Origin of the sequence: Sphaerimonospora thailandensis, from assembly GCF_016863115.1 — a bacterium.
In the GTDB taxonomy this organism is placed as follows: Bacteria; Actinomycetota; Actinomycetes; order Streptosporangiales; family Streptosporangiaceae; genus Sphaerimonospora; species Sphaerimonospora cavernae.
The window spans coordinates 15,860-37,941 of record NZ_BOOG01000064.1 but is presented as its reverse complement, the minus strand read 5'-3'; the positions used below and the strand labels follow the sequence as shown (position 1 = coordinate 37,941).

The 22,082-nt window shown below is 69.4% G+C and carries 20 protein-coding genes; 6 read left to right on the top strand and 14 right to left on the bottom strand.

All coding sequences use genetic code 11. The features are described 5' to 3' along the window. The 6 genes from Mth01_RS25635 to Mth01_RS25610 form a co-directional block, all read right to left on the bottom strand. A partial coding sequence (locus tag Mth01_RS25635) for a hypothetical protein (protein WP_204018511.1) occupies positions 1 to 976 on the bottom strand: 976 nt, incomplete at its 3' end. 352 nt (positions 977 to 1,328) lie between these two features. Beyond that, on the bottom strand, positions 1,329 to 1,997 hold the full coding sequence (locus tag Mth01_RS25630; RefSeq protein WP_204018510.1) for a hypothetical protein: 669 nt from the start codon (positions 1,995 to 1,997) through the stop codon (positions 1,329 to 1,331). A gap of 273 nt (positions 1,998 to 2,270) precedes the next feature. Further along, a complete protein-coding gene (locus tag Mth01_RS25625; protein WP_204018509.1) occupies positions 2,271 to 3,206 on the bottom strand; it encodes a hypothetical protein in 936 nt (311 codons plus the stop codon). A 337-nt stretch (positions 3,207 to 3,543) separates the two neighbouring features. Then, a complete protein-coding gene (icmF, locus tag Mth01_RS25620; RefSeq protein ID WP_204018508.1) occupies positions 3,544 to 6,771 on the bottom strand; it encodes a fused isobutyryl-CoA mutase/GTPase IcmF in 3,228 nt (1,075 codons plus the stop codon). Positions 6,772 to 6,933: 162 nt separating this feature from the next. Continuing rightward, positions 6,934 to 7,458, bottom strand: a complete 525-nt coding sequence (locus Mth01_RS25615) for an ATP-binding protein (RefSeq protein ID WP_204018507.1) — start codon at positions 7,456 to 7,458, stop codon at positions 6,934 to 6,936. Continuing rightward, positions 7,455 to 7,661, bottom strand: a complete 207-nt coding sequence (locus Mth01_RS25610; protein ID WP_204018506.1) for a DUF5999 family protein — start codon at positions 7,659 to 7,661, stop codon at positions 7,455 to 7,457. Before Mth01_RS25610 ends, Mth01_RS25615 begins: the two co-directional genes overlap by 4 nt. Positions 7,662 to 8,003: 342 nt before the next feature. On the opposite strand from Mth01_RS25610, the gene Mth01_RS30495 reads away from it, so the two are divergent. Beyond that, entirely contained in the window at positions 8,004 to 8,384 is a 381-nt protein-coding gene (locus Mth01_RS30495; protein WP_407695978.1) for a hypothetical protein, read from the top strand. A gap of 177 nt (positions 8,385 to 8,561) precedes the next feature. Here Mth01_RS30495 and Mth01_RS25600 read toward each other — a convergent pair whose 3' ends face one another. The 3 genes from Mth01_RS25600 to Mth01_RS25590 are packed head-to-tail and all read right to left on the bottom strand — an operon-like array spanning position 8,562 to position 11,189. Further along, positions 8,562 to 9,719: an acetyl-CoA C-acetyltransferase gene (locus Mth01_RS25600; RefSeq protein ID WP_204018504.1), complete on the bottom strand. Its 1,158-nt coding sequence runs from the start codon at positions 9,717 to 9,719 to the stop codon at positions 8,562 to 8,564. A gap of 14 nt (positions 9,720 to 9,733) precedes the next feature. Beyond that, positions 9,734 to 10,351, bottom strand: coding sequence for a TetR/AcrR family transcriptional regulator (locus Mth01_RS25595; protein ID WP_204018503.1), 618 nt, complete (start codon positions 10,349 to 10,351; stop codon positions 9,734 to 9,736). Between the two features lie 37 nt (positions 10,352 to 10,388). Beyond that, a complete protein-coding gene (locus tag Mth01_RS25590; RefSeq protein ID WP_204018502.1) occupies positions 10,389 to 11,189 on the bottom strand; it encodes an SDR family oxidoreductase in 801 nt (266 codons plus the stop codon). A gap of 80 nt (positions 11,190 to 11,269) precedes the next feature. On the opposite strand from Mth01_RS25590, the gene Mth01_RS25585 reads away from it, so the two are divergent. The 3 genes from Mth01_RS25585 to Mth01_RS25575 are packed head-to-tail and all read left to right on the top strand — an operon-like array spanning position 11,270 to position 14,259. Then, the gene (locus tag Mth01_RS25585; RefSeq protein WP_204018501.1) at positions 11,270 to 12,109 is read left to right on the top strand and encodes an enoyl-CoA hydratase; all 840 of its coding nucleotides are present in this window, start codon (positions 11,270 to 11,272) and stop codon (positions 12,107 to 12,109) included. After that, positions 12,099 to 13,226, top strand: a complete 1,128-nt coding sequence (locus tag Mth01_RS25580) for an acyl-CoA dehydrogenase family protein (RefSeq protein WP_204018500.1) — start codon at positions 12,099 to 12,101, stop codon at positions 13,224 to 13,226. The genes Mth01_RS25585 and Mth01_RS25580 overlap by 11 nt, the downstream gene beginning before the upstream one ends. A 10-nt stretch (positions 13,227 to 13,236) precedes the next feature. Then, positions 13,237 to 14,259: an acyl-CoA dehydrogenase family protein gene (locus Mth01_RS25575; RefSeq protein ID WP_204018499.1), complete on the top strand. Its 1,023-nt coding sequence runs from the start codon at positions 13,237 to 13,239 to the stop codon at positions 14,257 to 14,259. Positions 14,260 to 14,396: 137 nt separating this feature from the next. Here Mth01_RS25575 and Mth01_RS25570 read toward each other — a convergent pair whose 3' ends face one another. Continuing rightward, positions 14,397 to 15,488 carry an alanine racemase gene (locus Mth01_RS25570; RefSeq protein WP_204018498.1) on the bottom strand — a complete coding sequence of 364 codons (1,092 nt, stop codon included), beginning with the start codon at positions 15,486 to 15,488 and terminating at the stop codon, positions 14,397 to 14,399. Between the two features lie 260 nt (positions 15,489 to 15,748). Beyond that, positions 15,749 to 16,918 (bottom strand): SMI1/KNR4 family protein, encoded by a 1,170-nt coding sequence (locus Mth01_RS25565; protein ID WP_204018497.1) that lies wholly within the window; start codon positions 16,916 to 16,918, stop codon positions 15,749 to 15,751. A gap of 293 nt (positions 16,919 to 17,211) precedes the next feature. Here Mth01_RS25565 and Mth01_RS25560 point away from each other — a divergent pair, with 293 nt between their 5' ends. Both Mth01_RS25560 and Mth01_RS25555 read left to right on the top strand, forming a co-directional pair. Further along, on the top strand, positions 17,212 to 18,561 hold the full coding sequence (locus Mth01_RS25560; protein WP_204018496.1) for an MFS transporter: 1,350 nt from the start codon (positions 17,212 to 17,214) through the stop codon (positions 18,559 to 18,561). 109 nt (positions 18,562 to 18,670) lie between these two features. Next, positions 18,671 to 19,015 (top strand): RNA polymerase-binding protein RbpA, encoded by a 345-nt coding sequence (locus Mth01_RS25555; protein ID WP_204018495.1) that lies wholly within the window; start codon positions 18,671 to 18,673, stop codon positions 19,013 to 19,015. 118 nt (positions 19,016 to 19,133) lie between these two features. Here Mth01_RS25555 and Mth01_RS25550 read toward each other — a convergent pair whose 3' ends face one another. The 3 genes from Mth01_RS25550 to lnt form a co-directional block, all read right to left on the bottom strand. Next, positions 19,134 to 19,709 (bottom strand): FxsA family protein, encoded by a 576-nt coding sequence (locus tag Mth01_RS25550; protein ID WP_239090002.1) that lies wholly within the window; start codon positions 19,707 to 19,709, stop codon positions 19,134 to 19,136. Positions 19,710 to 19,790: 81 nt separating this feature from the next. After that, a complete protein-coding gene (locus Mth01_RS25545) occupies positions 19,791 to 20,534 on the bottom strand; it encodes a polyprenol monophosphomannose synthase (RefSeq protein WP_204018494.1) in 744 nt (247 codons plus the stop codon). Next, positions 20,534 to 22,033 carry an apolipoprotein N-acyltransferase gene (lnt, locus tag Mth01_RS25540; RefSeq protein WP_239090001.1) on the bottom strand — a complete coding sequence of 500 codons (1,500 nt, stop codon included), beginning with the start codon at positions 22,031 to 22,033 and terminating at the stop codon, positions 20,534 to 20,536. Before lnt ends, Mth01_RS25545 begins: the two co-directional genes overlap by 1 nt. Between the last annotated feature and the right edge of the window lie 49 nt (positions 22,034 to 22,082).

The window sequence follows — 22,082 nt, the reverse complement described above, 5'->3', positions numbered from 1 at the left end:
CGATGTCGGTGACGAACCGGCCGTCGAGGTGGTAGGTGCCTCCGGCGGGCCGGTCAGGCTGCCCGTCGGGGTGGTGGCACAGGGCCGCGCCGGACCATTGGTGCCGCAGTGCCCGGTCGTAGCCGACCCACAAGTTGGGCCGGGTCGGTCTGCCGATGTGCCACAGTTCCCAGATCGCGCGGGCACCGCTGGGCAGGGGCTCATAGAGCCCGTCGTCGAGGATGACGTCGATCAGGCCCGCGCCGAGGCGGGAGGGGCGTGCTCCGGTTACGGTGGCCGACACCATCTTGGCCATGGCCACCGCGCGCCCGCTGCGGTCGACGGCGTGAATCACTGCCCGCAGGTAGCGCCGCCGGGCCGATCGCCGCTCCAGCAGCGCCTGCAGCGGTGCCGTGGGTCGGCAGCCGAGGAGGGTCACCGGCTGCACAGTTGGGCGCGGACGCTCCCGGAAGACCCCGGCGGTGCGCCGGCAGGTGCCCAGCGCTTGGCCGTCGCCACCGGTGAGCACGAAGGATTGCGCGGCGGGCGGCCGCGCCGGTGGCCATCCGTCCTCAGGAAGGATGCGCAGGTGCCCACGCAGGTCGATGTCGACGAGGCCGGGCTCTGTCGCTGAGGGGTGCCGCCCAAGCACCGTGATGTCCAGCAGTTCCTGCATGCACGAGCAACCGGAGTCGTAGGGCCGGCAGCCCTTCGGCGGCGGCTGACGAGGGCCGTGCACCGGGCCCAGCACGATGTCGCCCAGCCATGCCTGGTCGGTGCCGGCATGTGCGAGCGCCTCCCGCAAGGATCCGGCCGACGCGCAGCCGATCAGGGTGAACTGCTCCGGGACCGGGGGCGGCGCGGGCTCGACGAACAAGCCGTCGATCTCGGCGCACAGTGCCAGGGGGGCGTCGGGGTCGTCCACGCCGCTGCCGCCGTCATCGATCAGCAACCACCGCAGCGGCACATCCTGCCCCCAGGTCCATTCATGATCCATCCGGCCTCCGGGTCGAGATGATGCTGTCACCCGGCCGTGACTCTACTGCCCTGCCATGAAGGGCCTGCCGGGGTTCTCCCCGACGATCAACTTAGGAACTACGCCCCGCACGCCACCGACAGGCGACTGCCTGCGGAGGCCGACGACCAGGTTTCCGCCCGATGCGTCGATGGCGCGATCCGGGTTGTCAGCGATTTTTGCTGACAACCCGGATTCTTGAATCCCCTCGTTGAACGCGGCTCGGCCTGGGCTCTCGATCTCGGCCCCTCAGGGACGGGCCCTCACGAAGAACCCCACCCGCCTCGCACCAGTTGCAGGGAGTGGCGTACCAACCGACGTTCCTAGGGTGTCCCTAGCCGACGAGGATCCGGGGAGTGCTCCAGTGCCGGTAACCGAGCGAATGACCCCAGTAACCCACCGGACGACCCCAGTAACCCACCGGACGGGCCCAGTTCCCGCCCCACGGGCGGACCCCCCACGCGTGACTCCGGGGGCGGCACCAGGCACGTTCCCAACCGCCGCGACCGAGGAGGCTCGCCTCCGGTACAGCTGCGAGTGAGTCTTGCGGTGCGGGCGCCTCCTCGTCGGGCGCCTCCACCGCCAGGTCCTGCGGGGCGGACACCTCCTCGGCGGGAGCCTCTGCTCCGAGCGCCTCCGCCACCGAATCCTGCGGGGCGGACACCTCCTCGGCAGGTGCCTCCGCCATCTCGGCAGGAGCCTCCTCGGCGGGCGCCTCCTCGGCGGGAAGCTCCTCGGCGGGAAGCTCCTCGGCCGGCTCCTCCGCCGCCAGGTCCTGCGATGCGGGCATCTCCGCCATCTCGGCGGGCGCATCCGACACCGGGGCCTGCGGGGGAACGCCGAGCGCTACGCGCACGTAGAGTAGCTCGATCTCGCCCTGGGCCGGTGCCTCCGCCACCGGGTCCTGCGGGGCGGATACCTCCGATGCCGAGGCGGCGGCCGGCGCCATGACGGCGAGAACGGCGGCGCAGGCTGAGCCAGCCAGCAGCAGTCGACGAATCATTTGTTACCACCTGTTCGATCTACGTCACTGTTTGTGACCACGGCAACGCTACATACCCGCCGATCCCGGATCTGGAGAGAAACACATCAAGGGGCAGTAATCATGTGATGAATATCCGTCGGTCGGATGCGGACCGTGCAGCGCAGCCAGACTGATCTGAATCGGGTGGAGGCAGGATGAACGGGCGCTGGAGAAGGACCGTCCCGGCCCGTACTGACCAGGAATGAGAGAGGGGGCACGGGCGGATGCCCGTGCCCCCTGTCGTCACTGCTTTCAGCCACACTCCTCCTCACTGGACAGGCTGTACGACTGGCTGGACAGGCCGGACTGGCTCGACCAGCCGGCCTCGCTCAGGTCCGACTGGTGACTGAACGACGCCGGGCTGCTGAAGGACACCTGCCGCGACTCGGTGACCAACTGGGTTTCGCTGACCGGGTGGCTCTCGGTCACCAGCCGCGTCTCGCTGACCGGGTGGCTCTCCGTGACCAGCCGCGTCTCGCTGACCGGGTGGCTCTCCGAGACCAGCCGCGTCTCGCTCACCGGACGCTGGAAGGTGACCTGCTCCGTCACCGGACGCGACTCGGTGACCATCCGCGTGTGCGTGACCGGACGCTGGTAGGTGACCCATCGCGTCACCGGACGCGACTCGGTGACCATGTGCGTCTCGGAGACCGGACGCTGGAAGGTGACGTGCCGCGTCACCGGACGCGACTCGGTGACCATCCGTGTGTGCGTGACCGGACGCTGGCTGGTGACCATCCGCGTGGTGGTGACCGGACGCTGGCTGGTGACCATACGCGTGGTGGTGACCGGACGCTGGGTGGTGACCATCCGCGTGTGCGTGACCGGACGCTGGTAGCTGATCGTGCGTGAGACCGACACCGGATGGGCGTACGAGGCCTCCTCGCTGATCGCCCGACTGCTGATGGATCCGACCTGGACGGATGCGAGCCGGCTGGATCCGAGCTGGCTGTAGCCGGACTGACTGATCAGCTCGCCACTGTACGAGCTCTCCTGGGCGTATCCGCTCTCCGATTCCTCCTCGCCGTATCCGTAGGCGCCGGGGATCGCCGCGCTGGGCGAGGCCACCGCCGCCGCCAGACTCGGAGTGTGGGTGGTCGTCGAGGCCGAGGCCGCCGTCGCGGGCCAGAGCGCGACAATTCCGAGTACCGCCGGACCGAGCAGTAATGAGAATCGATTGCCGTGCATAGAGATACTCCTCTTCGATCAGATCGCATTGGGCGATCAGCTCGTATCTCAATCGTTGGCACCGCTGTCCGAGCACGTCCAGCCGAATTGACTGTTCCTGGGACGATCAGATCATCATTCCGGGTATTTCGATAGGCATGCGCTGGCTTCCGCCGTCCCGTGATGGCGCTGGGCTTGCCTCGTCATTTCGAACACGATGCATTCGGTCCGCTGGCGGCATGTTTGCCGGTCCCGCCTTGCGGTTTTACCCAAACACCCGCACAATTGTTTCTTCTTAATATCGGGGAAGCCGCGGCTTCCCCGATAAGGCGTCGCAGACGTTTCGTCAGACGTTTCGTCAGACGTTTCGGCGGTACTGGCCGCCGATCTCGAACAGCGCCTCGGTGATCTGGCCGAGTGAGCAGACCCGGGCGGCGTCCATCAGCACCTCGAACGCGTTGTCGGCCGACATGGCCGCCCGCCGCAGGCGGTCCAGGGCCGCGGGAGCGTCATCGGCGCGGGCCTTGTGGAAGGCGCGCAGCCGCTCCAGCTGTGACTGCTTCTCCTGCTCGGTGCCGCGGGCCAGCTCCAGCGGGCCGTGCTGGACGTCGCCGTCGGGGTTGCGGAAGGTGTTGACCCCGATGATCGGCAGGCTGCCGTCGTGCTTGCGCTGCTCGTACAGCATCGACTCGTCCTGGATCTTGCCGCGCTGGTAGCCGGTCTCCATGGCCCCCAGCACGCCGCCGCGGTCGGAGATGCGCTCGAACTCGGTCAGCACGGCCTCTTCCACCAGGTCGGTCAGTTCGTCGATGATGAACGACCCCTGCAGCGGGTTCTCGTTCATGGCCAGGCCCCACTCGCGGTTGATGATGAGCTGGATCGCCATGGCCCGGCGCACCGACTCGGCCGACGGGGTGGTGACGGCCTCGTCGAAGGCGTTGGTGTGCAGGCTGTTGCAGTTGTCGTAGATCGCGATCAGCGCCTGCAGCGTGGTGCGGATGTCGTTGAAGTCCATCTCCTGGGCGTGCAACGACCGGCCCGAGGTCTGGATGTGGTACTTCAGCTTCTGCGCCCGCTCGCCCGCGCCGTACCGCTCGCGCATCGCGACCGCCCAGATCCGCCGCGCGACCCGCCCGAGCACGCTGTATTCGGGGTCCATGCCGTTGGAGAAGAAGAACGACAGGTTCGGCGCGAAGGCGTCGACGTCCATCCCCCGGGCCAGGTAGGCCTCCACGTAGGTGAACCCGTTGGCCAGGGTGAAGGCGAGCTGGCTGATCGGGTTCGCCCCGGCCTCGGCGATGTGGTAGCCGGAGATCGACACCGAGTAGAAGTTGCGCACCCCGTTGGCGATGAACCACTCCTGGATGTCGGCCATCATCCGCAAACTGAACTCGGTGGAGAAGATGCAGGTGTTCTGGCCCTGGTCTTCCTTGAGGATGTCGGCCTGCACGGTCCCCCGTACGGTCGACAGGGTGCGGGCGCGCAGCTCCGCCGCCTCCTGCGCGGACGGTTCGCGGCCGTGCTCGTCGTAGAAGCGGTCGAACGCCTGGTCGATGGCCGCGTTGAGGAAGAAGGCCAGGATGGTCGGCGCCGGACCGTTGATCGTCATCGACACCGAGGTGTTCGGCGCGGACAGGTCGAATCCGTCGTACAGCGCCTTCATATCGTCCAGCGTCGCGATCGACACCCCAGAGGTACCGACTTTTCCGTAGATGTCGGGACGTTCGGCCGGGTCGTGGCCGTACAGGGTGACCGAGTCGAACGCCGTGGACAGCCGCGTGGCCGGCTGGCCCTCCGACAGGAGCTTGAACCGCCGGTTGGTACGGAACGGGTCGCCCTCGCCGGCGAACATCCTCGTGGGGTCCTCGTCGTCCCGCTTGAACGGGAAGACCCCTGCGGTGAACGGGAAACGGCCCGGCAGGTTCTCCGCGCGCAGGAAGCGCAGCAGGTCGCCGTGGTCGGCGTAGCGCGGCAGGGCGACGCGGGGGATCCGGTTGCCCGACAGCGTGTCCCGCCACAGCGGCGTGCGCAGCTCCCGGTCGCGGACCTTCACCACCAGCTCATCGGCCCGGTACGTCTCGGCCGTCGCGTCCCACTCGGCCAGCAGGCCGCGGCTGCCCGCGTCGATGCCGGTCTCGGCCCGCTCCAGCAGCACGTCCAGGGCGTCCAGGGCGGCGGTGTCGGCGCCCTCGGCGACGACCAGCTCACGGGCGTGCGCCAGGTGCTGCCGCCGGCGCACCGCCCCGGCCTGCTCGGCGGTGTGGGCGTGATAGCCGCGGACAGTCTCGGCGATCTCCGCCAGATAGCGCGTACGGGACGACGGCACGACACCGGCGGTGACCTTCGACGCCGTCCCCTCCGCCCGCGGCAGCAGGCCGGGCCCGGCCGGCAGCCCGTGCTCGCCGAGCAGGTCGCGAAGCCGCTGGTAGAGCGCGGTCACGCCCTCGTCGTTGAAGCGCGAGGCGATCGTCCCGAAGACCGGCATCTCCTCGGGCGGCACCCCGAACGCCTCCCGGTTGCGCACCAGCTGCCGGCGCACGTCACGCAGCGCGTCCTGCCCGCCCCGGCGTTCGAACTTGTTGATCGCGACCACGTCAGCGAAGTCGAGCATGTCGATCTTCTCGAGTTGGGACGCCGCGCCGAACTCCGGTGTCATCACATACAGGGACACGTCCGCGTACGGCACGATCGCCGCGTCGCCCTGGCCGATGCCCGGGGTCTCCACGATGACCAGGTCGTACCCCGCCGCCCGGCACGCCGCGATCACATCGGCGGTGTAGTCGGGCAGCTCCCGGGCGTTCCTGGTCGCCAGCGACCGGAAGTAGGCCCCGCCCCCGGCCAGGCTGTTCATCCGGATCCGGTCGCCGAGCAGCGCTCCCCCACCCCGGCGGCGGGTCGGGTCCACCGCCACCACCGCGACCCGCAGTTTGTCCTCGTAATCGATCCTGATCCGGCGCAGCAGCTCGTCGGTGAGGGAGGACTTGCCCGATCCACCCGTTCCGGTGATGCCCAGTACGGGAGCCCGGCGGGCGGCGGCCGCGACGCGCAGCTCCGCGAGCCAGTCGCCGGCGGCACCGGACTCCACGACCGTGATCGCACGTGCCAGTGCCTGCTGGTCGCCCTCCGTGACCGCCGCGATCGCGGGCGGCTCCCCCGCCGCCAGGTCCACGTCGCACGCCGCGACGACCGTGTTGATCATCCCGGCCAGGCCGAGCCGCTGCCCGTCCTCCGGGGAGAAGATGCCCGCCACCCCGTAGGCGTGCAGGCGCTCGATCTCCTCGGGGATGATGACCCCGCCGCCTCCGCCGTACACCTTGACGTGCCCGGCGCCGCGCTCGCGCAGCAGGTCCACGAGGTAGCTGAAGTACTCGACGTGGCCGCCCTGGTAGGAGCTGATCGCCACGCCCTGCGCGTCCTCCTGGATCGCCGCGGTGACGACCTCCTCCACCGACCGGTTGTGCCCCAGATGGATGACCTCGGCCCCCTGCGACTGGAGGATCCGCCGCATGATGTTGATCGCCGCGTCATGACCGTCGAACAGCGCCGCCGCCGTGACGACGCGGACGGGGTGCAGGGGAATGTGCATCGAAGTCGTCTCCTGTGGGGGCCGGGTGGGACCGAATTTACTAGGACGTCCTAAGAAAATACTAGGACATCCTAATAAACGCGGCGAGAATGATCCACGCAGACACGCACGGCGCCCGCAGGGATCACTTCAGCCGGCCCGGCCGACGGCCTCCCCCAGCGATCAGGCGGCGCGGTCCCCGTCCCCGTCCCCGGAGAGCTCGAACCACATGACCTTCCCGGCCGGCGTGTGGGTGGCGCCCCAGCAGCAGGCCATGAGGTCGAGGATGCGCAGGCCCCGCCCGCTCTCGTCGAAGTCGTCCGCCTCGCCGGGCTGGGGAAGCAGGTGGCCGGTGTCTTCCACCTCGCACCGCAGCAGGTTCTCCTGCGCGGTGAGCGTGAGCCGGACGGGCCCCCGGGTGTGGCACACGGCGTTGGTGGCCAACTCGCTCACCAGCAGTTCGGCGGTGTCGGACAGCCCGCCCATGTCCCACCGCTCAAGGCTCAGCCGGGTCAGCCGGCGGGCGACGGCCGGCGATCGGCGGCTGGCAGGCAGATGCCAGGAGGCGGTCTTGATCTCGGGCTCTTCCGCGAGCTGAACGACGATCTCGCCGAGCCTGCGCCGGGCGGCCTGCCAGCGCTCCCGTACGCGGCTCCTGTGCACAGCGGCGGCCCGGCCCACGGCGGAGGTGATGGACGCCTGGCTCATGCGGCCCGTCCCAGCGCCTCACGGCGGTCCGGTCGGCAGGAGGGCACGCTTCGCCCGTCGGGCAGCAGCTCTCCCCGGTCGTCGAACAGCACGACGCCGTTGCACAGCAGGCCCCAGCCCTGCTCCGGGTGGAAGGCCATCAGGCACGCGGCCTCACGGTCGCGGGCGTCGGCGGGCGGGCACGGCGGCTGGTGCTGACACATGATCGATTTCCTTCGGCTGGCGAGTGCCGGTGACTTCGAGGTGCGGGGACGTTCTTTGCGACGTTTTCAGAATGCCGTCTCCAACCCCTGATACTGACGGGGAAAACCCCCATATCCGTACCCATTTCCCCCCATACAGGTAGTACGTACCGCCCAGTCCGCCCCCGACGGTAGATCGGCGACACCCACCTTCTGGCACTCGCCACTTATCGGCGGACGCTCAATCGACCAGCCGCTGTCAAGTTGTGCATCTAGTTGTACAAGTAGGGGTAGCATCGTCGCATGGCGAAATTTGTGCGCGTCGAACCACTGGCCACCGCCCGAGCTCAGCTCAGCGAGACGATCGCGCGTGTCAGCAAGCAGGGCATCCAAGCCGAGCCCATCGTGATCGGTCGCCGCCGCAAGGCCGAGGCCGTACTCATCAGCTTCGAGCTCTACGAGAAGCTTGCCGACCTCATCGATGAGATCCAACTCGCTTCGTTGATCCGTGAGCGGCTTGCCACCGCGGAGAGGACTCCAGATCTCACCCTTGAAGAGGTCGCCGAATCACTCGGCATCGACATCGAAGAGCAGCCAGGACAAGACGAACCGGCCGCAGGTGCTGCGGGAGAGCGGCGTCATCCTCCAGTACCGGGAGGGAACCCGCAGATACAGCCTGCTGCGCCATGCGGAGCTGGAGCGGCGCTTCCCCAGCCTGCTGGCGGCGGTGCTCCGGGCGGATGAGCCGGAGACGGCGGAACACGCTGACGGGGCCGCGCAGGCGGCTTCACGCTGACCCCGCGAACGAACGCGTCCGCCGCCGTCACACCCCATGCACCCTTGTATCGCGTATATCGGGCGCGGAGATGCGACGGCGGCGGACGACTTTCCGGAGCCGGGGAGCGTCCAGGCCTGTTCGGGTCAGAGGCGTTCGATGATGGTGACGTTGGCCTGGCCGCCGCCCTCGCACATCGTCTGCAGGCCGTACCGGCCGCCGGTGCGCTCCAGCTCGTGCAGCAGGGTGGTCATCAACCGGACACCGGTGGCGCCGAGCGGGTGGCCGAGCGCGATGGCGCCGCCGTTCACGTTGACCTTCGCGTGATCGGCCCTGGTCTCCTTCAGCCAGGCCAGCACGACCGAGGCGAACGCCTCGTTGATCTCCACCAGGTCCATGTCGTCGATCGACATGCCCGTCTTCTTCAGCGCGTACGCGGTGGCCGGGATGGGGGCCGACAGCATGCGGATGGGGTCCTCGCCGCGTACCGAGATGTGGTGGACGCGGGCGCGGGGCCGCAGGCCGTGCGCCTTCACCGCGGCCTCGGAGGCGATCAGCATGGCCGCGGCGGCGTCGGAGATCTGCGAGGCGACGGCGGCGGTCAGCTTGCCGCCCTCCTCCAGGGTCTTCAGCGACGCCATCTTCTCCAGCGAGGTGTCGCGGCGCGGCCCCTCGTCGGTGGTGACGCCCTCGAACGGAGTGATCTCACGCTCGAAGCGCCCCTCGTCGATGGCCCGGATCGCCCGCTGGTGCGACTCGAAGGCGAAGGCCTCCATGTCCTCCCGCGAGATGTCCCAGTCACTGGCGATCATCTCGGCGCCGCGGAACTGGGACACGTCCTGCGTGCCGTACCGGGCCCGCCAGCCGCGCGAGCCGACGTACGGGCCCTCGGTGAGGCCGAGCGAGTCGGCGGCGCCGCGCGAGGCGAACGCGATGGGGATCTGCGACATGTTCTGCACACCACCGGCGACGACCAGGTCGCTCGTGCCGGACAGCACGGCCTGGGCGGCGAAGTGCACGGCCTGCTGGGAGGATCCGCACTGCCGGTCGACGGTCACGCCCGGCACCTCCTCGGGGAGCCCCGCGGCCAGCCAGCAGGTGCGGGCGATGTCGCCGGCCTGCGGGCCGACCGTGTCCAGGCAGCCGAAGACCACGTCCTCCACCGCGGACGGGTCGATTCCCGAGCGGGACACCAACTCGTTCAGCACGTGGGCGCCGAGGTCGGCCGGGTGCACCCCGGACAGCCCGCCGCCGCGCCTGCCCACGGGCGTGCGCACCGCTTCGACGATGTACGCCTCAGCCATCGAAACTCCTTAGATTACGTTGACAGGATCCCGTCGAGGATCATCGTGAGGTACTGCCTGGCGATCTCGTCGGCGGTCAACCGGCCACCGCTCCGATACCAGCCGGCCGCCACCCAGACGGTGTCGCGGAGGAACCGGTAGATGACCCCGGTGTCGAGCCCGACCCGGAACGTGCCGTCCAGCACGCCCCGGTCCAGCAGTTCCAGCCACATCTGCCGGAACCGCTCCTGAGAGTCGAGCAGGTAGGAAAAACGTGGACTTGTCGACAGATATCGCGACTCGTTCTGATAGATCATGACCGCCGGGCGATGACGGTCGATCATCCGGAACGACTCGGCGACGAGAGCCTGGAAGGTCTCGCGGGATCCGAGCCCCGATGCGAGCACCCTGTCGTAGGCCGCCCACATCTCGGTGAGGAAGGCCGACAGGATCTCGTCGACCATCGACTCCTTGGAGTCGAAGTGGTAGTAGAGGCTGCCGCCGAGCATGCCGGCCGCCTCGGCGACCTCCCGGACCGTGGTGACGGCGTACCCCCGCGACGCGAAGACCTCGGCGGCCGTGGCGAGCAACTCGGCTCGCCGCTCGGCGCGTGCCGCGGCGGTGCTGGCGGAGTCTCGGCGTCTTGCGCTCATGGCGGATCGGACCTCTCCGGGATGCCTCAGGGATGCCTCAGGGGTGCTGACTGGAGACCGAGACGACCTCTCCGGTCATGTAGGAGGAGTAGTCGCTCGCGAGGAAGACGATAACGTTGGCGATCTCCCACGGCTCCGCGTAACGACCGAAGGCCTCCCTCGTCGTCAGTTCGGCCAGTAGCTCCTCGGTCGTAACCTTGGCCAGGTGGGGGTGCATGGCCAGGGAGGGCGCCACCGCGTTCACGCGTACGCCGTGCGGCGCGGCCTCGATCGCGGCGCACCTGGTCAGGGCCATGACCCCGGCCTTGGCCGCCGCGTAGTGCGCCTGCCCCTCCTGCGCCCGCCAGCCGATCACCGACGCGTTGTTCACGATCACGCCGCGCCCCCTGGGCTGCATCAGCGCCAGCGCGGCACGGGTGCAGCGCATGGTGCCGTTCAACGTGACGTCCAGCACCCGGGTCCACTGCTCGTCGGTCATCTCGACCAGCCGGGCCGTACCACCCAGGCCCGCGTTGTTGACCACGACGTCCACCGGGCCGAGGCGCTCCTCGGCGGTCGCGAACAGGTGCCGGACCTGCTCCTCCTTGGTCACGTCGCATGGCACAGAGGTCACCGCGTCGGCTCCGAACTCCTTCTCGAGCTCGGCCGCGGTTTCAGCGAGCCGCCTCTCATGGGCGTCGCTGATCACTACACGGGCGCCTTCCTCCAGCATGCGACGCGCGCAGGCGCCGCCGATTCCGGTACCGGCCGCGGCGGTCACCACGGCCACCCGGCCGCGCAGCAGCCCGTGGCCCGGAACATAGGAGGGCGTCGTCCCCCCCGTCGCTCCTACGGTCATTCCCCCGCCTCCGTCTCCTCAGTGAGCTTCACGTAGGTTACTCTACCAAACAGTTGTTAGAAAGAATCGAGGGGTGCCCGATGAGCGTGGTGCACTACGAACGGCGCGGCCCCGTGGCGGTGGTCACGATGAACCGCCCGGACTACCGCAACGCCCAGAACTCGAAGATGACCTACGCGCTGGACGAGGCCTTCTACCGGGCCGTCGCCGACGACGAGGTCAAGGTGATCGTGCTGGCCGGCGCGGGCAAACACTTCTCCGCCGGTCATGACATCGGCACGCCGGAGCGGGACGCGCATCTGTCCTTCGACCGCAAGGCCACCCTGTGGTGGGACCACGTGGGCAAGGAGGGCGCCGAGAGCCGCTTCGCCCGCGAGTCGGAGGTCTACGTCGGCATGTGCCGGCGCTGGCGGGAGATCCCCAAGCCGACCATCGCGATGGTGCAGGGCGCCTGCATCGCCGGTGGGCTGATGCTCGCCTGGGTGTGCGACCTGATCGTCGCCTCCGACGACGCGTTCTTCGCCGACCCGGTGGTGCGGATGGGCATCCCCGGCGTGGAATACTTCGCCCACCCCTGGGTGATGCCGCCGCGGATCGCCAAGGAGTTCCTGTTCACCGGTGACCGGATGGGCGCCGCCCGCGCCCACGAGGTGGGGATGGTCAACCGGGTCGTACCGCGCGAGCAGCTGGAGGCGGAGACCTTCGCGCTGGCCGAGAAGATCGCCGCGATGCCGCGCCTGGGCCTGGCGCTGACCAAGAAGGCCGTCAACCAGGCCGAGGACCTGCAGGGCATGCACACCGGGATGGACTCGGTCTTCGGCCTGCACCACCTCGCGCACGCCCACAACGCCGAGACCTCGGCCGACTCCCTGGCCGGGATGGACCCCAAGAGCATGAAGGCGGCCGCCGATGGATCTTGACCTGTCGTCCGTTGAGCCGTTCCGCGCCGAGGTGCGCGAATGGCTGCGCACGCACGTGCCCGCCGCCCCGCTGCCCTCGCTGGAGATCGAGGAGGGCTTCGCCGCCCACCGCGCCTGGGAGCGCGAACTGTACGGCGCACGCCTGTCGGTGGTGTCCTGGCCGGAGGAGTACGGCGGACGCGCCGCGACCCCGCTGGAGTGGCTGGTCTTCGAGGAGGAGTACTACGCGGCAGGGGCGCCGGGCCGGGTCAGCCAGAACGGCATCAACCTGCTCGCGCCCACCCTGTTCCAGCACGGCACCCCCGAGCAGCTCGCCCGCGTCCTGCCGTCGATGGCCTCCGGTGAGGTGATCTGGGCGCAGGCCTGGTCGGAGCCGGGCGCCGGCAGCGACCTCGCCTCCCTGCGCGCCACCGCGACCCGGGTCGACGGCGGCTGGCTGCTGAACGGCCAGAAGACGTGGAGCTCCCGGGCGGCCTTCGCCGACTGGGGCTTCGGCCCGTTCCGCTCCGACCCTGAGGCGCAGCGGCATCGCGGGCTGACGTATCTGATGTTCCCGCTGGACGCGGAGGGGATCACCCGGCGCCCGATCGGCCGCATCGACGGCAAGCCGGCCTTCGCCGAGCTGTTCTTCGACGACGTGTTCGTCCCCGACCGGGATGTGATCGGCGAGCCGGGCGCCGGATGGAAGGTCGCGATGAGCACCACCGGCAACGAGCGCGGCCTCACCCTGCGCAGCCCCGGGCGGTTCCTGGCCGCCGCGGACCGGCTGCTGGACCTGTGGCGGGAGCGGGCCGACCCCGGCGACACCGCGCTGCGCGACCGGGTCGCCGACGCGTGGATCAAGGCGCGGGCCTACCAGCTGAAGGGCTACGAGACCGTCTCGCGGACCGACGACATCGGCGCCGAGTCCAGCATCAACAAGATCTTCTGGTCCGAGCTCGACGTGGCGCTGCACGAGACCGCCCTCGACCTGCTCGGCCCGGACGGCGAGCTGGAGGGCGACTGGCTGGAGGGCTACGTCTTCTCACTCGCCGGGCCGATCTACGCCGGGACCAACGAGATCCAGCGCAACGTCATCGCCGAGCGCGTGCTCGGCCTGCCCCGAGCCGGGCGATAGGGAGGCCGCCGTGAAGTTCATCCTCGACGCCGAGCAGCGGCTGTTCGGCGAGACCCTGGACAAGATCCTCACCGAGGCGGACACGCCGTCGGTGATCCGCGGCTGGGCCGCGGGCGTCCACGAGCCCGGCCTGGCCCTGTGGCGTTCACTCGCCGAGACGGGCGTCCTCGCCCTCGCCGTGCCCGAGTCGGCCGGCGGAGCCGGACCGCTGCCGGTCGAGCTGGTCACCGCCTTCCACGAGCTGGGACGGCACGCCGTGCCCGGGCCGTACGCCGAGACCGTGGCCGTCGCCACGCTGCTCGACCGCCTGGGCGATGAGCTGGAACGCGGGAGCGAGTGGCTGGAGGGCATCGCGGAGGGCCGGGTCGTCGCCTCACTCGCACTGCCCACGCTGCCCGCGCTGCCCGCCCCGGCTCAGGCCTCCGCGCCGTACGCGCTGGACGCCGACGCCGCCGACCTGGTGCTGCTCGTGGACGGCGACGCGCTGCGCGCCGCCGCGGCCGGTGAGGTGCGCGCCTCCCTGGATCCGGCCCGCCGGCTGCCGTCCGTCGTGGCGGGCGACGTCCTCGCCGCCGGTCCCTCGGTGGCCGCCGCCGCCCGGGTCGCCTGCGACATGGGGGTGCTGGCCACCGCCGCCCAGCTCGTCGGCGTGGGCCGGCGGCTGCTGGAGGTGAGCGTGGACTACGCGAAGGCCCGGCAGCAGTTCGGGCGGCCGATCGGCGAGTTCCAGGCGGTCAAGCACCACCTGGCCGACGCACTCGTCGGCCTGGAGTACGCCCGCCCGCTGGTGCACGGCGCGGCCGTCTCCTACGGCTCGCCGGACTTCGGGCGCGACGTGTCGGCCGCGAAGGTCGCGGCGTCGGAGGCGGCGTACGCGGCGGCGAAGATCGCGCTGCAGGTGCACGGCGCGATCGGCTACACCGACGAGTACGACCCCAGCCTGTGGATCCGCAAGGCCCGCGCCCTGCACTCTGCCTGGGGCTCCCCCGCGGCCCACCGCGCCCGGGTGATCTCCTCACTCGCCGGCGCCTGAAAAATCGGCCGGCGACCGCACAGGCCGGAATCAGGCCGGGAGCGTGACGGCTCCCGGCCCGCGGCCGTCAGACGCCGCCGGCGACGTGGGAGCACAGGGCACGCCGCCGCCGTAGCCACCGGTCTCGTTGCCCTGGCCTACTCTCCGACGTACCGGAAGCTGGGCTTTGGGTGCATGAGAAAGTCATGGTGGGAGATGTTCCATGCGTACGCTCCCGCCATGATGAACTCCACGATGTCGCCAGGCCTCAGGCTCACGGGGACCCGTCGTGCGAGCGTGTCCTTGGGGGTGCAGAGCTGGCCGACGATCGTGGTGGGTTCGCCGGCCTCCCGGATGATCATAGGCTGACTGTGGCCCTTGGTCGCCGGAGTGCGGATGTGATGGGTTCCGCCCGCCACGACGGCGAACAACTCGCCGTGAACGCGCTTGACGTCGATCACCCTGGTCACGTACCGGCCGCAGTAGACAGTGAGGGAGCGTCCGGGTTCGATGCGCAGCACCTCCCCGGGGCGGCGCAGCTCCGCGAGGCCCCTGCCGTACGTCTGCCAGTCGAAACGGCGGCCCGGGTCGGCGTAGGAGACGGCCATCCCCCCACCCAGGTTGATCTCGGTGACGCCGAGCCCCCGCGCGTAGTCGAGGATGGCGGCCGCCAGCTCCAGCATCCGGGGGGCGTCAAGGCCGCTGGCCAGATGCGCGTGAATCCCGCGAAGCCGGATGTCGTCCTGCTCTGCGAGCAGCTCCAGGCATTCGGCGATGCCCTGCGGGTCCATCCCGAACGGCGTCGCGCCTCCGCCCATCGCCAGTGATGCGCCTTCGATCGGGACGTCCAGGTTGACGCGCAGCAGCACATCGGCGGAACGTCCAGAGGCGAGCAGGCGCCGAAGTTCGCCGGGACTCTCCACATGCAGTCGGGTAACCGCGCTGAACAGCTCCTCGTCGGTCTTTCCTGGGCCACCGAACGCGATCGGCATGTCGGGGTGCAGCGCCCGTACGTGTGCCAGCTCTCCGCCTGAGGCGACTTCGAAGCCATCGACATGACGGGCGAGCACCTTCAGCAGCTCCGGATCGGGGTTCGCCTTGACCGCGTAATAGAGCTCGATGTCCCCCAGCGCGGCTCGGATGTCCTTCATGTGGGCGTCCAGCTCGGCGAGGTCGTAGACGAAGGCCGGAAGTCGTCCGGTTGTCGCCGTCTCGGACATCGGCGTCTGCGTCGGCAGTATGGCTGTCATCTCTACTCCGATCCTGTTCGTCCGGAAGCTCAGGCGAGCGGGAACCGGTTCTCGATCACCAGGTAATTCGCCGGGGTGACCGAGATGGTGACCTCGACGGCCCGACCGTCTGCGATCTCGCCCACATGGTGGATGTCGAGAACGCCCCGTCACTTTCGCGCATGTCGCGCGCATGGCGAGCCGCTGTGCGCAGCACGATTCAATCAATGAGGAACGGCCGTCGGTCAACGAGTACGGGGCCGCTGTCATGCGAGCAGGCATCAGCCGCGTCGCATGGTGAGGATCTCGCGCCCGCGCTCCGGCGTGATGAGCTCGGCGATCCGCGGATCGGCCAGCAGCGAGATCGGCGCGAGATGGTCGTCGCTCAGCGGACGCCACTTCGACAGGGCCTCCCGCAGCAGCGGCCAGGCATCGCCCCGTGCCACGTCGGTGATCGCGGCACGCACCGCGGCGTCGAACTCCTCGTCGCCGAAGCGGGCCCGAAACCCCGGCTCGCCTGTCTCCGCCCGATAGTCGGCGATCAGCCGCTTGACCGGTTCGGATCCGTACCCCATCAGGAGGGCAAGCGTGGACTGGGTCAACACAGGATCCGTACGCTCGTGCTCGGCGAACAGGAGAGGCAGGATCTCGGCTTTGAGGAAGGTAGCGTCCAAGCGCCAGGTGAGGGTTTCGCCGTGGCTCAGAACGTATCCGAGTTTCCGGCTCGCGTCATAGGATCCGAGCATCGCCAGCATCTGGAACCGTAAGATCTCGGCACGGTCACGACCGAAGCGAGCGGCCTCCTCAAGCACCGCCAGCGGCCCGTCGAGCTCACCCGCCAGACTGGCCAGGCGCGCCTGTTCGATCTTCGCGTCCCACTCTCGCTGGGTCTCGCACCCGGGGCGATCCAGGCTGTGGAAACCGGCATACAGGTCGTACATCAGCTCGTAGAAGGACTCATGCCGCCGAGGACCCGAGCCCGACCAGGAGAACAGCTTATAAGCGGCCCATTCCCCGCTCTCGTCCACGTCGCCCGGGTCGAGGAACAGGATCCCGGCGTCCGCCTCCATCGAGATCAGCAGTGCCCGCCGCAGGACGGCCGGTTCGTCGGCCTCGTCCACATCCTCGTAGATGTCGTCGTAGATATCGGCCCACTTCGGGTCGAGGTCGCGCAGCCATCCGATCTCACTCGTGTCGCGGAGCTGGTCGACGAACGCGCCCGCGTTCCGCCAGCCGTCGGTCACGAGAAGGAACTCCCGAAAGGACGGCGGCAGCGCGCATCCCAGCCGTGCCTCCGCCGCGGCCACGTCCTCAACTGACGCGGGCGGAAAGCCCAGCCAGCGATCGGTGATCGGCTCCTCGAACGCCGAGCGCGGCTCCGGCACACCGCGCGCATCGAGCCACTCCTCGCTCCAACGCTTCAGGAACGACTTCCAGACGTCACGGTCCACGCGGCACTCCTCCAGATCACGGATGTCACGCCCATCCCAACAGAACCCACCGACATTTCGCTCGATCACATCCGGCCGACCGGCTACGAAAGCGACGAACCGGTCTGGGACGAAGGCCGTGTAGAGCGTGCCCGTTGAGGGCGTGCCAGGAAGCTGCCCTGAGGGCGTATGCCCGCAGAAGGCGGCGCGAAGACCGGGCATCCGATGCCTATCGCGAGAGGAGCGATCGGGGATAACCTCGCTTCGATTTCCCCTGATCGTATTTCCCCTGATCGTCATATGAGGGAGACAGCATGGCCGCCCCCGAGGTCGTCGAAGAGGAGTCGCCGCAGTCGCGGCGGCGTGAGCACCGCGGCTGGTTCTGGTACGACTGGGCGGACTCGGCGTTCCAGACGACCGTCCTGACCGTCTTCCTCGGGCCCTACCTGACAGCGGTGGCGACCACGGCGGCCGGCGGAGAGGAGGGCTTCGTCGCGTTCCTCGGGCTGGATCTGCGGCCGAAGGCGTACTTCACGGCCCTCGTGACGATCTCGGTGCTGCTCCAGATCGTGACCATGCCGATCGTGGGCGCGCTCGCCGACCACACCGGCCGCAAGAAGCAGATCATGGGCTTTCTGGCCTACCTGGGCGCGGCGGCCACGCTCGGGTTCTACTTCGTCTCCGGCGACCGCTATCTGCTCGGCGGCTGGCTGTTCCTCCTCGCCAACGTCGCCTTCGGCGGAGCCCGGGTGACCTACGACTCGTTCCTGCCGCAGATCGCGGAGGCGGGCGAGCGCGACGACGTCTCCAGCCGGGGCTGGGCGTTCGGCTATCTCGGCGGCGGGCTGCTGCTGGCGGTGAACCTCGCCCTCTACCTGAGCGGCGGAATCGACGAGGGCCTCGCCGTACGGATCAGTCTGGCCTCGGCCGGCCTGTGGTGGGCGATATTCGCGATCATCCCGATGCTGCGGCTGCGCAACCGCCCGGGCTACGCCCACGACGCCACCGTCTCCCGCGCCGTGTCGGGCAGCGTCCGCCAGCTCGGCCGTACCATCGCCGATCTTCGCCGCTACCCGCGCACCCTGCTGTTCCTGGTCGCCTACCTGCTCTACAACGACGGCGTGCAGACTGTCATCAGCTTCTCGTCCACCTATGCGGAGCACGAGCTGGGGCTGGGCAAGAGCACCCAGATCGGGGCGATTCTCATGGTGCAGTTCGTCGCGTTCGGCGGCGCCCTCCTGCTCGGCAGGCTCGCCCTGCGATACGGCACCAAGCGCACGGTGCTCGGCAGCCTCGTCATCTGGACCGCCGTCGTGGGCGTCGCCTACTTCCTGCAGAAGGGCGCGGCGATCCAGTTCTTCGCGATCGCGTTCTTCATCGCGATCGTCCTCGGCGGCACCCAGGCGCTGTCGCGGTCGCTGTACTCCCTGGTGATCCCGCCGGGCCGGGAGGCCGAGTACTTCAGCCTGTACCAGATCAGCGACAAGGGATCGGCGTTCCTCGGCTCTCTGGTGCTGACGCTGGCCCTGCAGGTCACCGACAGCTATCGCACGGCGATCGTCTCGCTGATCGTGTTCTTCGTGATCGGCTTCGTGCTGCTCGTGATCGTCGATCTTCCGCGGGCCATCCGGGAGGCCGGCAACGAGGTCCCGGACCATATCTAGGCGAAGGGCGATTGGATCAGGCTGCTCCTGGGAATCCACAAACGGTATCAGGCGTTGTACGCGGTGGCGACATAACCCCTCTAGGCGGGGACCTCAGGAGGCTTGGAACATGGGAGAGCGTGCACTTCGCGGCACCCGGCTCGGCGCGACCAGCTACGAGAACGACCGCAACACCGACCTGGCCCCGCGCCAGGAGGTGTCCTACACGTGCCCCAAGGGCCATCTCACCACAGTTCCACTCGCCGTCGAGGCAGAGATCCCCGCGTCCTGGGAGTGCCGCTATTGCGGCACCACGGCGCTGCGCGTCGACGGCGAGCAGCCGCAGCAGAAGAAGGCCAAGCCCGCGCGGACGCACTGGGACATGCTGCTGGAGCGCCGGTCCATCGAGGACCTGGAGGAGGTGCTCAACGAGCGCCTGGCCATCCTGCGGGAGCAGCGCCGCAAGAGCGCCTAGCCTCTCGTGAGAGATCGCCGACCGGCTGAAGACATGAGTGGCTGAAGCCGCGAAAGGGACGCCCCCGGAGACCGTTTCCGAACGGTCTCCGGGGGCGTCTCACGTTCCCGGCGGTGCTTCACCGGACAGCGGGCCTGCCACCGTCGCCGTCGCCGCGCGCCGTCTCACCGTCGTCGGTGACTACTTCGCCGTGCACCACGCGGGCGCGCCCGGCGCGGCTCCCCGACCCGCCGGCCGCACCCGTGTCGCTGAACGGGCCGCCGAACGGGCCGCCGAATCCGCCGGTGTGGTCCAGCAGCGGGCCGTACGGCGAGCGCGCGGCCAGCGCGCGGACGCGGCGGCCCAGGAACCACGCCAGCCAGCGGCGGGCGATCGGCCGGGTGACCGGCAGGATGAAGAAGAAGCCGAACACGTCGCTGAGGAAGCCGGGCGTCAGCAGCAGAGTGCCGCCCGCCACGATCAGCGCCCCGTCGACCAACTCGCGGTCGGGCATCCGACCGGACCCGATCGCGCTCTGCAGCGCCGCCCAGGCCCGTCTGCCCTCCCGGCGCATCAGCCAGGCGCCGAGAATGCTGTCGGCGATCAGCAGGCCGACCGTATTCCAGCCGCCGATGACCGATCCCACCTGGATCAGGAACCATATCTCCAGGACGGGGACGACGAGGAACGCCAGGAACAACCCGATTCGCAGCATGTCACGCCTCAATCACGCGGCGGCCGTACATAAGGACCGTACATACAGGGTGAAACGTCTCAGCCGCCCGAGTGGTTCCGGTCATCGCCGACGGCGAAACCGCCGGTCCATGCCCTGGAAGCCCCAGACGGTGATCCGCCACAGGGCCTCCTTCATGATGTCGCCGCTCATCTTGCTGGCGCCGACCGTGCGCTCCACGAACCTGATCGGGACCTCGGTCACGCGCAGGCCGTGCCGTACGGTCCTGAGCGTGAGGTCGACCTGGAAGCAGTAGCCCTGCGACTCGACGTCGTCCAGGCCGATCTTCCGCAGCGTCGAGGCGCGGTAGGCGCGGAAGCCGGCGGTGGCGTCGCGGACCGGGATGCCGAGCATCAGCCGCACGTAGATGTTGGCGCCGCGCGACAGCAACTCGCGCCGCAGCGGCCAGTTGACGACCTTCCCGCCCGGCACCCACCGGGAGCCGATCGCGAGGTCGGCGCCGCGGCCCACCGAGTCGACCAGCTGGGGCAGCTCCTCCGGCTGGTGCGAGCCGTCGGCGTCGATCTCGCACAGGATGTCGTAGCCCCGCTCCAGCCCCCACCGGAACCCGGCGATGTAGGCCGCGCCGAGGCCCTGCTTGCCCGGCCGGTGCAGGACGTGGATGTGGTCGTCCCGCCCGGCCAGTTCATCGGCGATCTCCCCGGTGCCGTCGGGGCTGTTGTCGTCGGCGACGAGCAGGTCCGCGTCGGGCAGCGCCTCGCGCAGCCGCCGCGTGATCACGGGCAGGTTCTCTCGCTCGTTGTACGTGGGGACGATCACGAGCACTCGCCCGCCAGGACGCTCCATCAGCTGTTCCTCCGCGCTTTCGCAATCGCCGCCACGGTTGCAGTCGCACCAATGAATATCAAAATCCATTCGGGCAGCGCACCCAACCTGGCGGCGAGCGTGGTCCCCGTCCTGACGGGGACGTCCACGACGTTCATGTCCGCGACCAGTTCGCCGGTCCGCCACGCGATCCGGCCGTCCGGGGTGACGTAAGCCGAGATCCCCGTGGTCGCCGCCGTGACCACGGCCCGGTTGAACTCCACCGCACGCAGCTGCGACATCGCGAGCTGCTGGGGCGGCAGGTTGGTGAGCGCGTAGCTGGCGTTGTTGGTCTGCACGACCAGCGGGGTGCCGCCGGCGTCCACGGTGTCCCTGACCATGCCGTCGAAGGCCACCTCGTAGCACTCCACCACGCCCACCGTGACCGGCCCCATCCGCAGCGCGCCCGGCGTCTCACCCGCCTTCGACTGCCGGCCGACCAGATGGGCCCGTTCGGACAGCGCCAGGACCAGGTCCTTCATCGGGGTGTACTCGCCGAACGGCACGAGCTTGCGCTTGTCGTAGTACGCCCCCGGCCCGGTCACCGGGTCCCACACCAGGCCGCGGGTCGCCCGGTACTCGGTGCCGATGTGCACGACGGCCCCGACGAGGATCGGCACGCCGATGTCCTTGGCCGCCGAGTCGATCACCTCACGGGCGAACCGGCTTTCATAGGGGTCGATGTCGGTGGAGTTCTCCGGCCAGACCACGAGGTCCGGCTTGGGCAGCTTCCCGTCCCGTACGGCCCGGGCCATACGGTGCGTCTCATCCGCGTGGTTGCGCAGCACGACGGCGGGCTCGTCGCCGAGGAAGTACATCCCCCGCCCGGGGACGTTCCCCTGGATCACGCCTATCCGCACTGTTCTGCCCTCGTCGCCGGGCCGGGGCACCGCGAACGCCAGCACCGGTACGGCTATCGCGCCCAGCAGCGTCCCGGCGACGACGCGGTCCCACCGCATCCCCCCGGGGGCCCTGATGACCCTGATGACCAGCGCGGACAGCAGCGTTCCCGACAGGGCGACCGTGAAACTCACAAGCGGGGCGCCGCCGAGCGCGGCGAAGGGGGTGTACGGCGACTCGCCCTGGCTGAAGGCCAGCCGCGCCCAGGGAAAGCCGCCGACCGGGATCAGTCCGCGGGCCCATTCCTGCGCGACCCACAGGCAGGCCGTCCAGAGCGGCCAGGCGCGCGATCGCATGACGTAGGTGACCGCCACCGCCAGGGCGGCCCAGAACAGGCTCTCGATGCCCACCAGGGCCAGCCAGGCGTCGTCCCCGATCGGGCGCACCCACGACAGCGTGGGGAACAGGAACGCCAGGGCTCCCACATATCCGATCCAGGCGGCGCGGCGCCAGGCCGTGCCGTACAGGGCGAGGGCGAGCAGCGCGACGCCGACCGGCGCGCAGAACCACCAGCCGATGGGCGGGAAGGCCAGGTAGAGCACCAGGCCACCGGCGACGGAGGCGGCCACTTTCAGTAACACGGGCACACTCTACGGCGGAAGGGGGCCCGGGCTGCCCTTCGGACCGGAT

Coding starts and splice junctions, on each gene's coding strand:
- Mth01_RS25610 (WP_204018506.1), bottom strand. CDS start 7,661: ATGTGTCAGCACCAGCCGCCGTGCCCGCCCGCCGACGCCCGCGACCGT.
- Mth01_RS25600 (WP_204018504.1), bottom strand. CDS start 9,719: ATGGCTGAGGCGTACATCGTCGAAGCGGTGCGCACGCCCGTGGGCAGG.
- Mth01_RS25580 (WP_204018500.1), top strand. CDS start 12,099: ATGGATCTTGACCTGTCGTCCGTTGAGCCGTTCCGCGCCGAGGTGCGC.
- Mth01_RS25545 (WP_204018494.1), bottom strand. CDS start 20,534: ATGGAGCGTCCTGGCGGGCGAGTGCTCGTGATCGTCCCCACGTACAAC.
- Mth01_RS25630 (WP_204018510.1), bottom strand. CDS start 1,997: ATGATTCGTCGACTGCTGCTGGCTGGCTCAGCCTGCGCCGCCGTTCTC.
- Mth01_RS25615 (WP_204018507.1), bottom strand. CDS start 7,458: ATGAGCCAGGCGTCCATCACCTCCGCCGTGGGCCGGGCCGCCGCTGTG.
- icmF (WP_204018508.1), bottom strand. CDS start 6,771: ATGCACATTCCCCTGCACCCCGTCCGCGTCGTCACGGCGGCGGCGCTG.
- Mth01_RS25625 (WP_204018509.1), bottom strand. CDS start 3,206: ATGCACGGCAATCGATTCTCATTACTGCTCGGTCCGGCGGTACTCGGA.
- Mth01_RS25560 (WP_204018496.1), top strand. CDS start 17,212: ATGGCCGCCCCCGAGGTCGTCGAAGAGGAGTCGCCGCAGTCGCGGCGG.
- Mth01_RS25595 (WP_204018503.1), bottom strand. CDS start 10,351: ATGAGCGCAAGACGCCGAGACTCCGCCAGCACCGCCGCGGCACGCGCC.
- Mth01_RS25550 (WP_239090002.1), bottom strand. CDS start 19,709: ATGCTGCGAATCGGGTTGTTCCTGGCGTTCCTCGTCGTCCCCGTCCTG.
- Mth01_RS25555 (WP_204018495.1), top strand. CDS start 18,671: ATGGGAGAGCGTGCACTTCGCGGCACCCGGCTCGGCGCGACCAGCTAC.
- Mth01_RS25585 (WP_204018501.1), top strand. CDS start 11,270: ATGAGCGTGGTGCACTACGAACGGCGCGGCCCCGTGGCGGTGGTCACG.
- Mth01_RS25570 (WP_204018498.1), bottom strand. CDS start 15,488: ATGACAGCCATACTGCCGACGCAGACGCCGATGTCCGAGACGGCGACA.
- Mth01_RS25590 (WP_204018502.1), bottom strand. CDS start 11,189: ATGACCGTAGGAGCGACGGGGGGGACGACGCCCTCCTATGTTCCGGGC.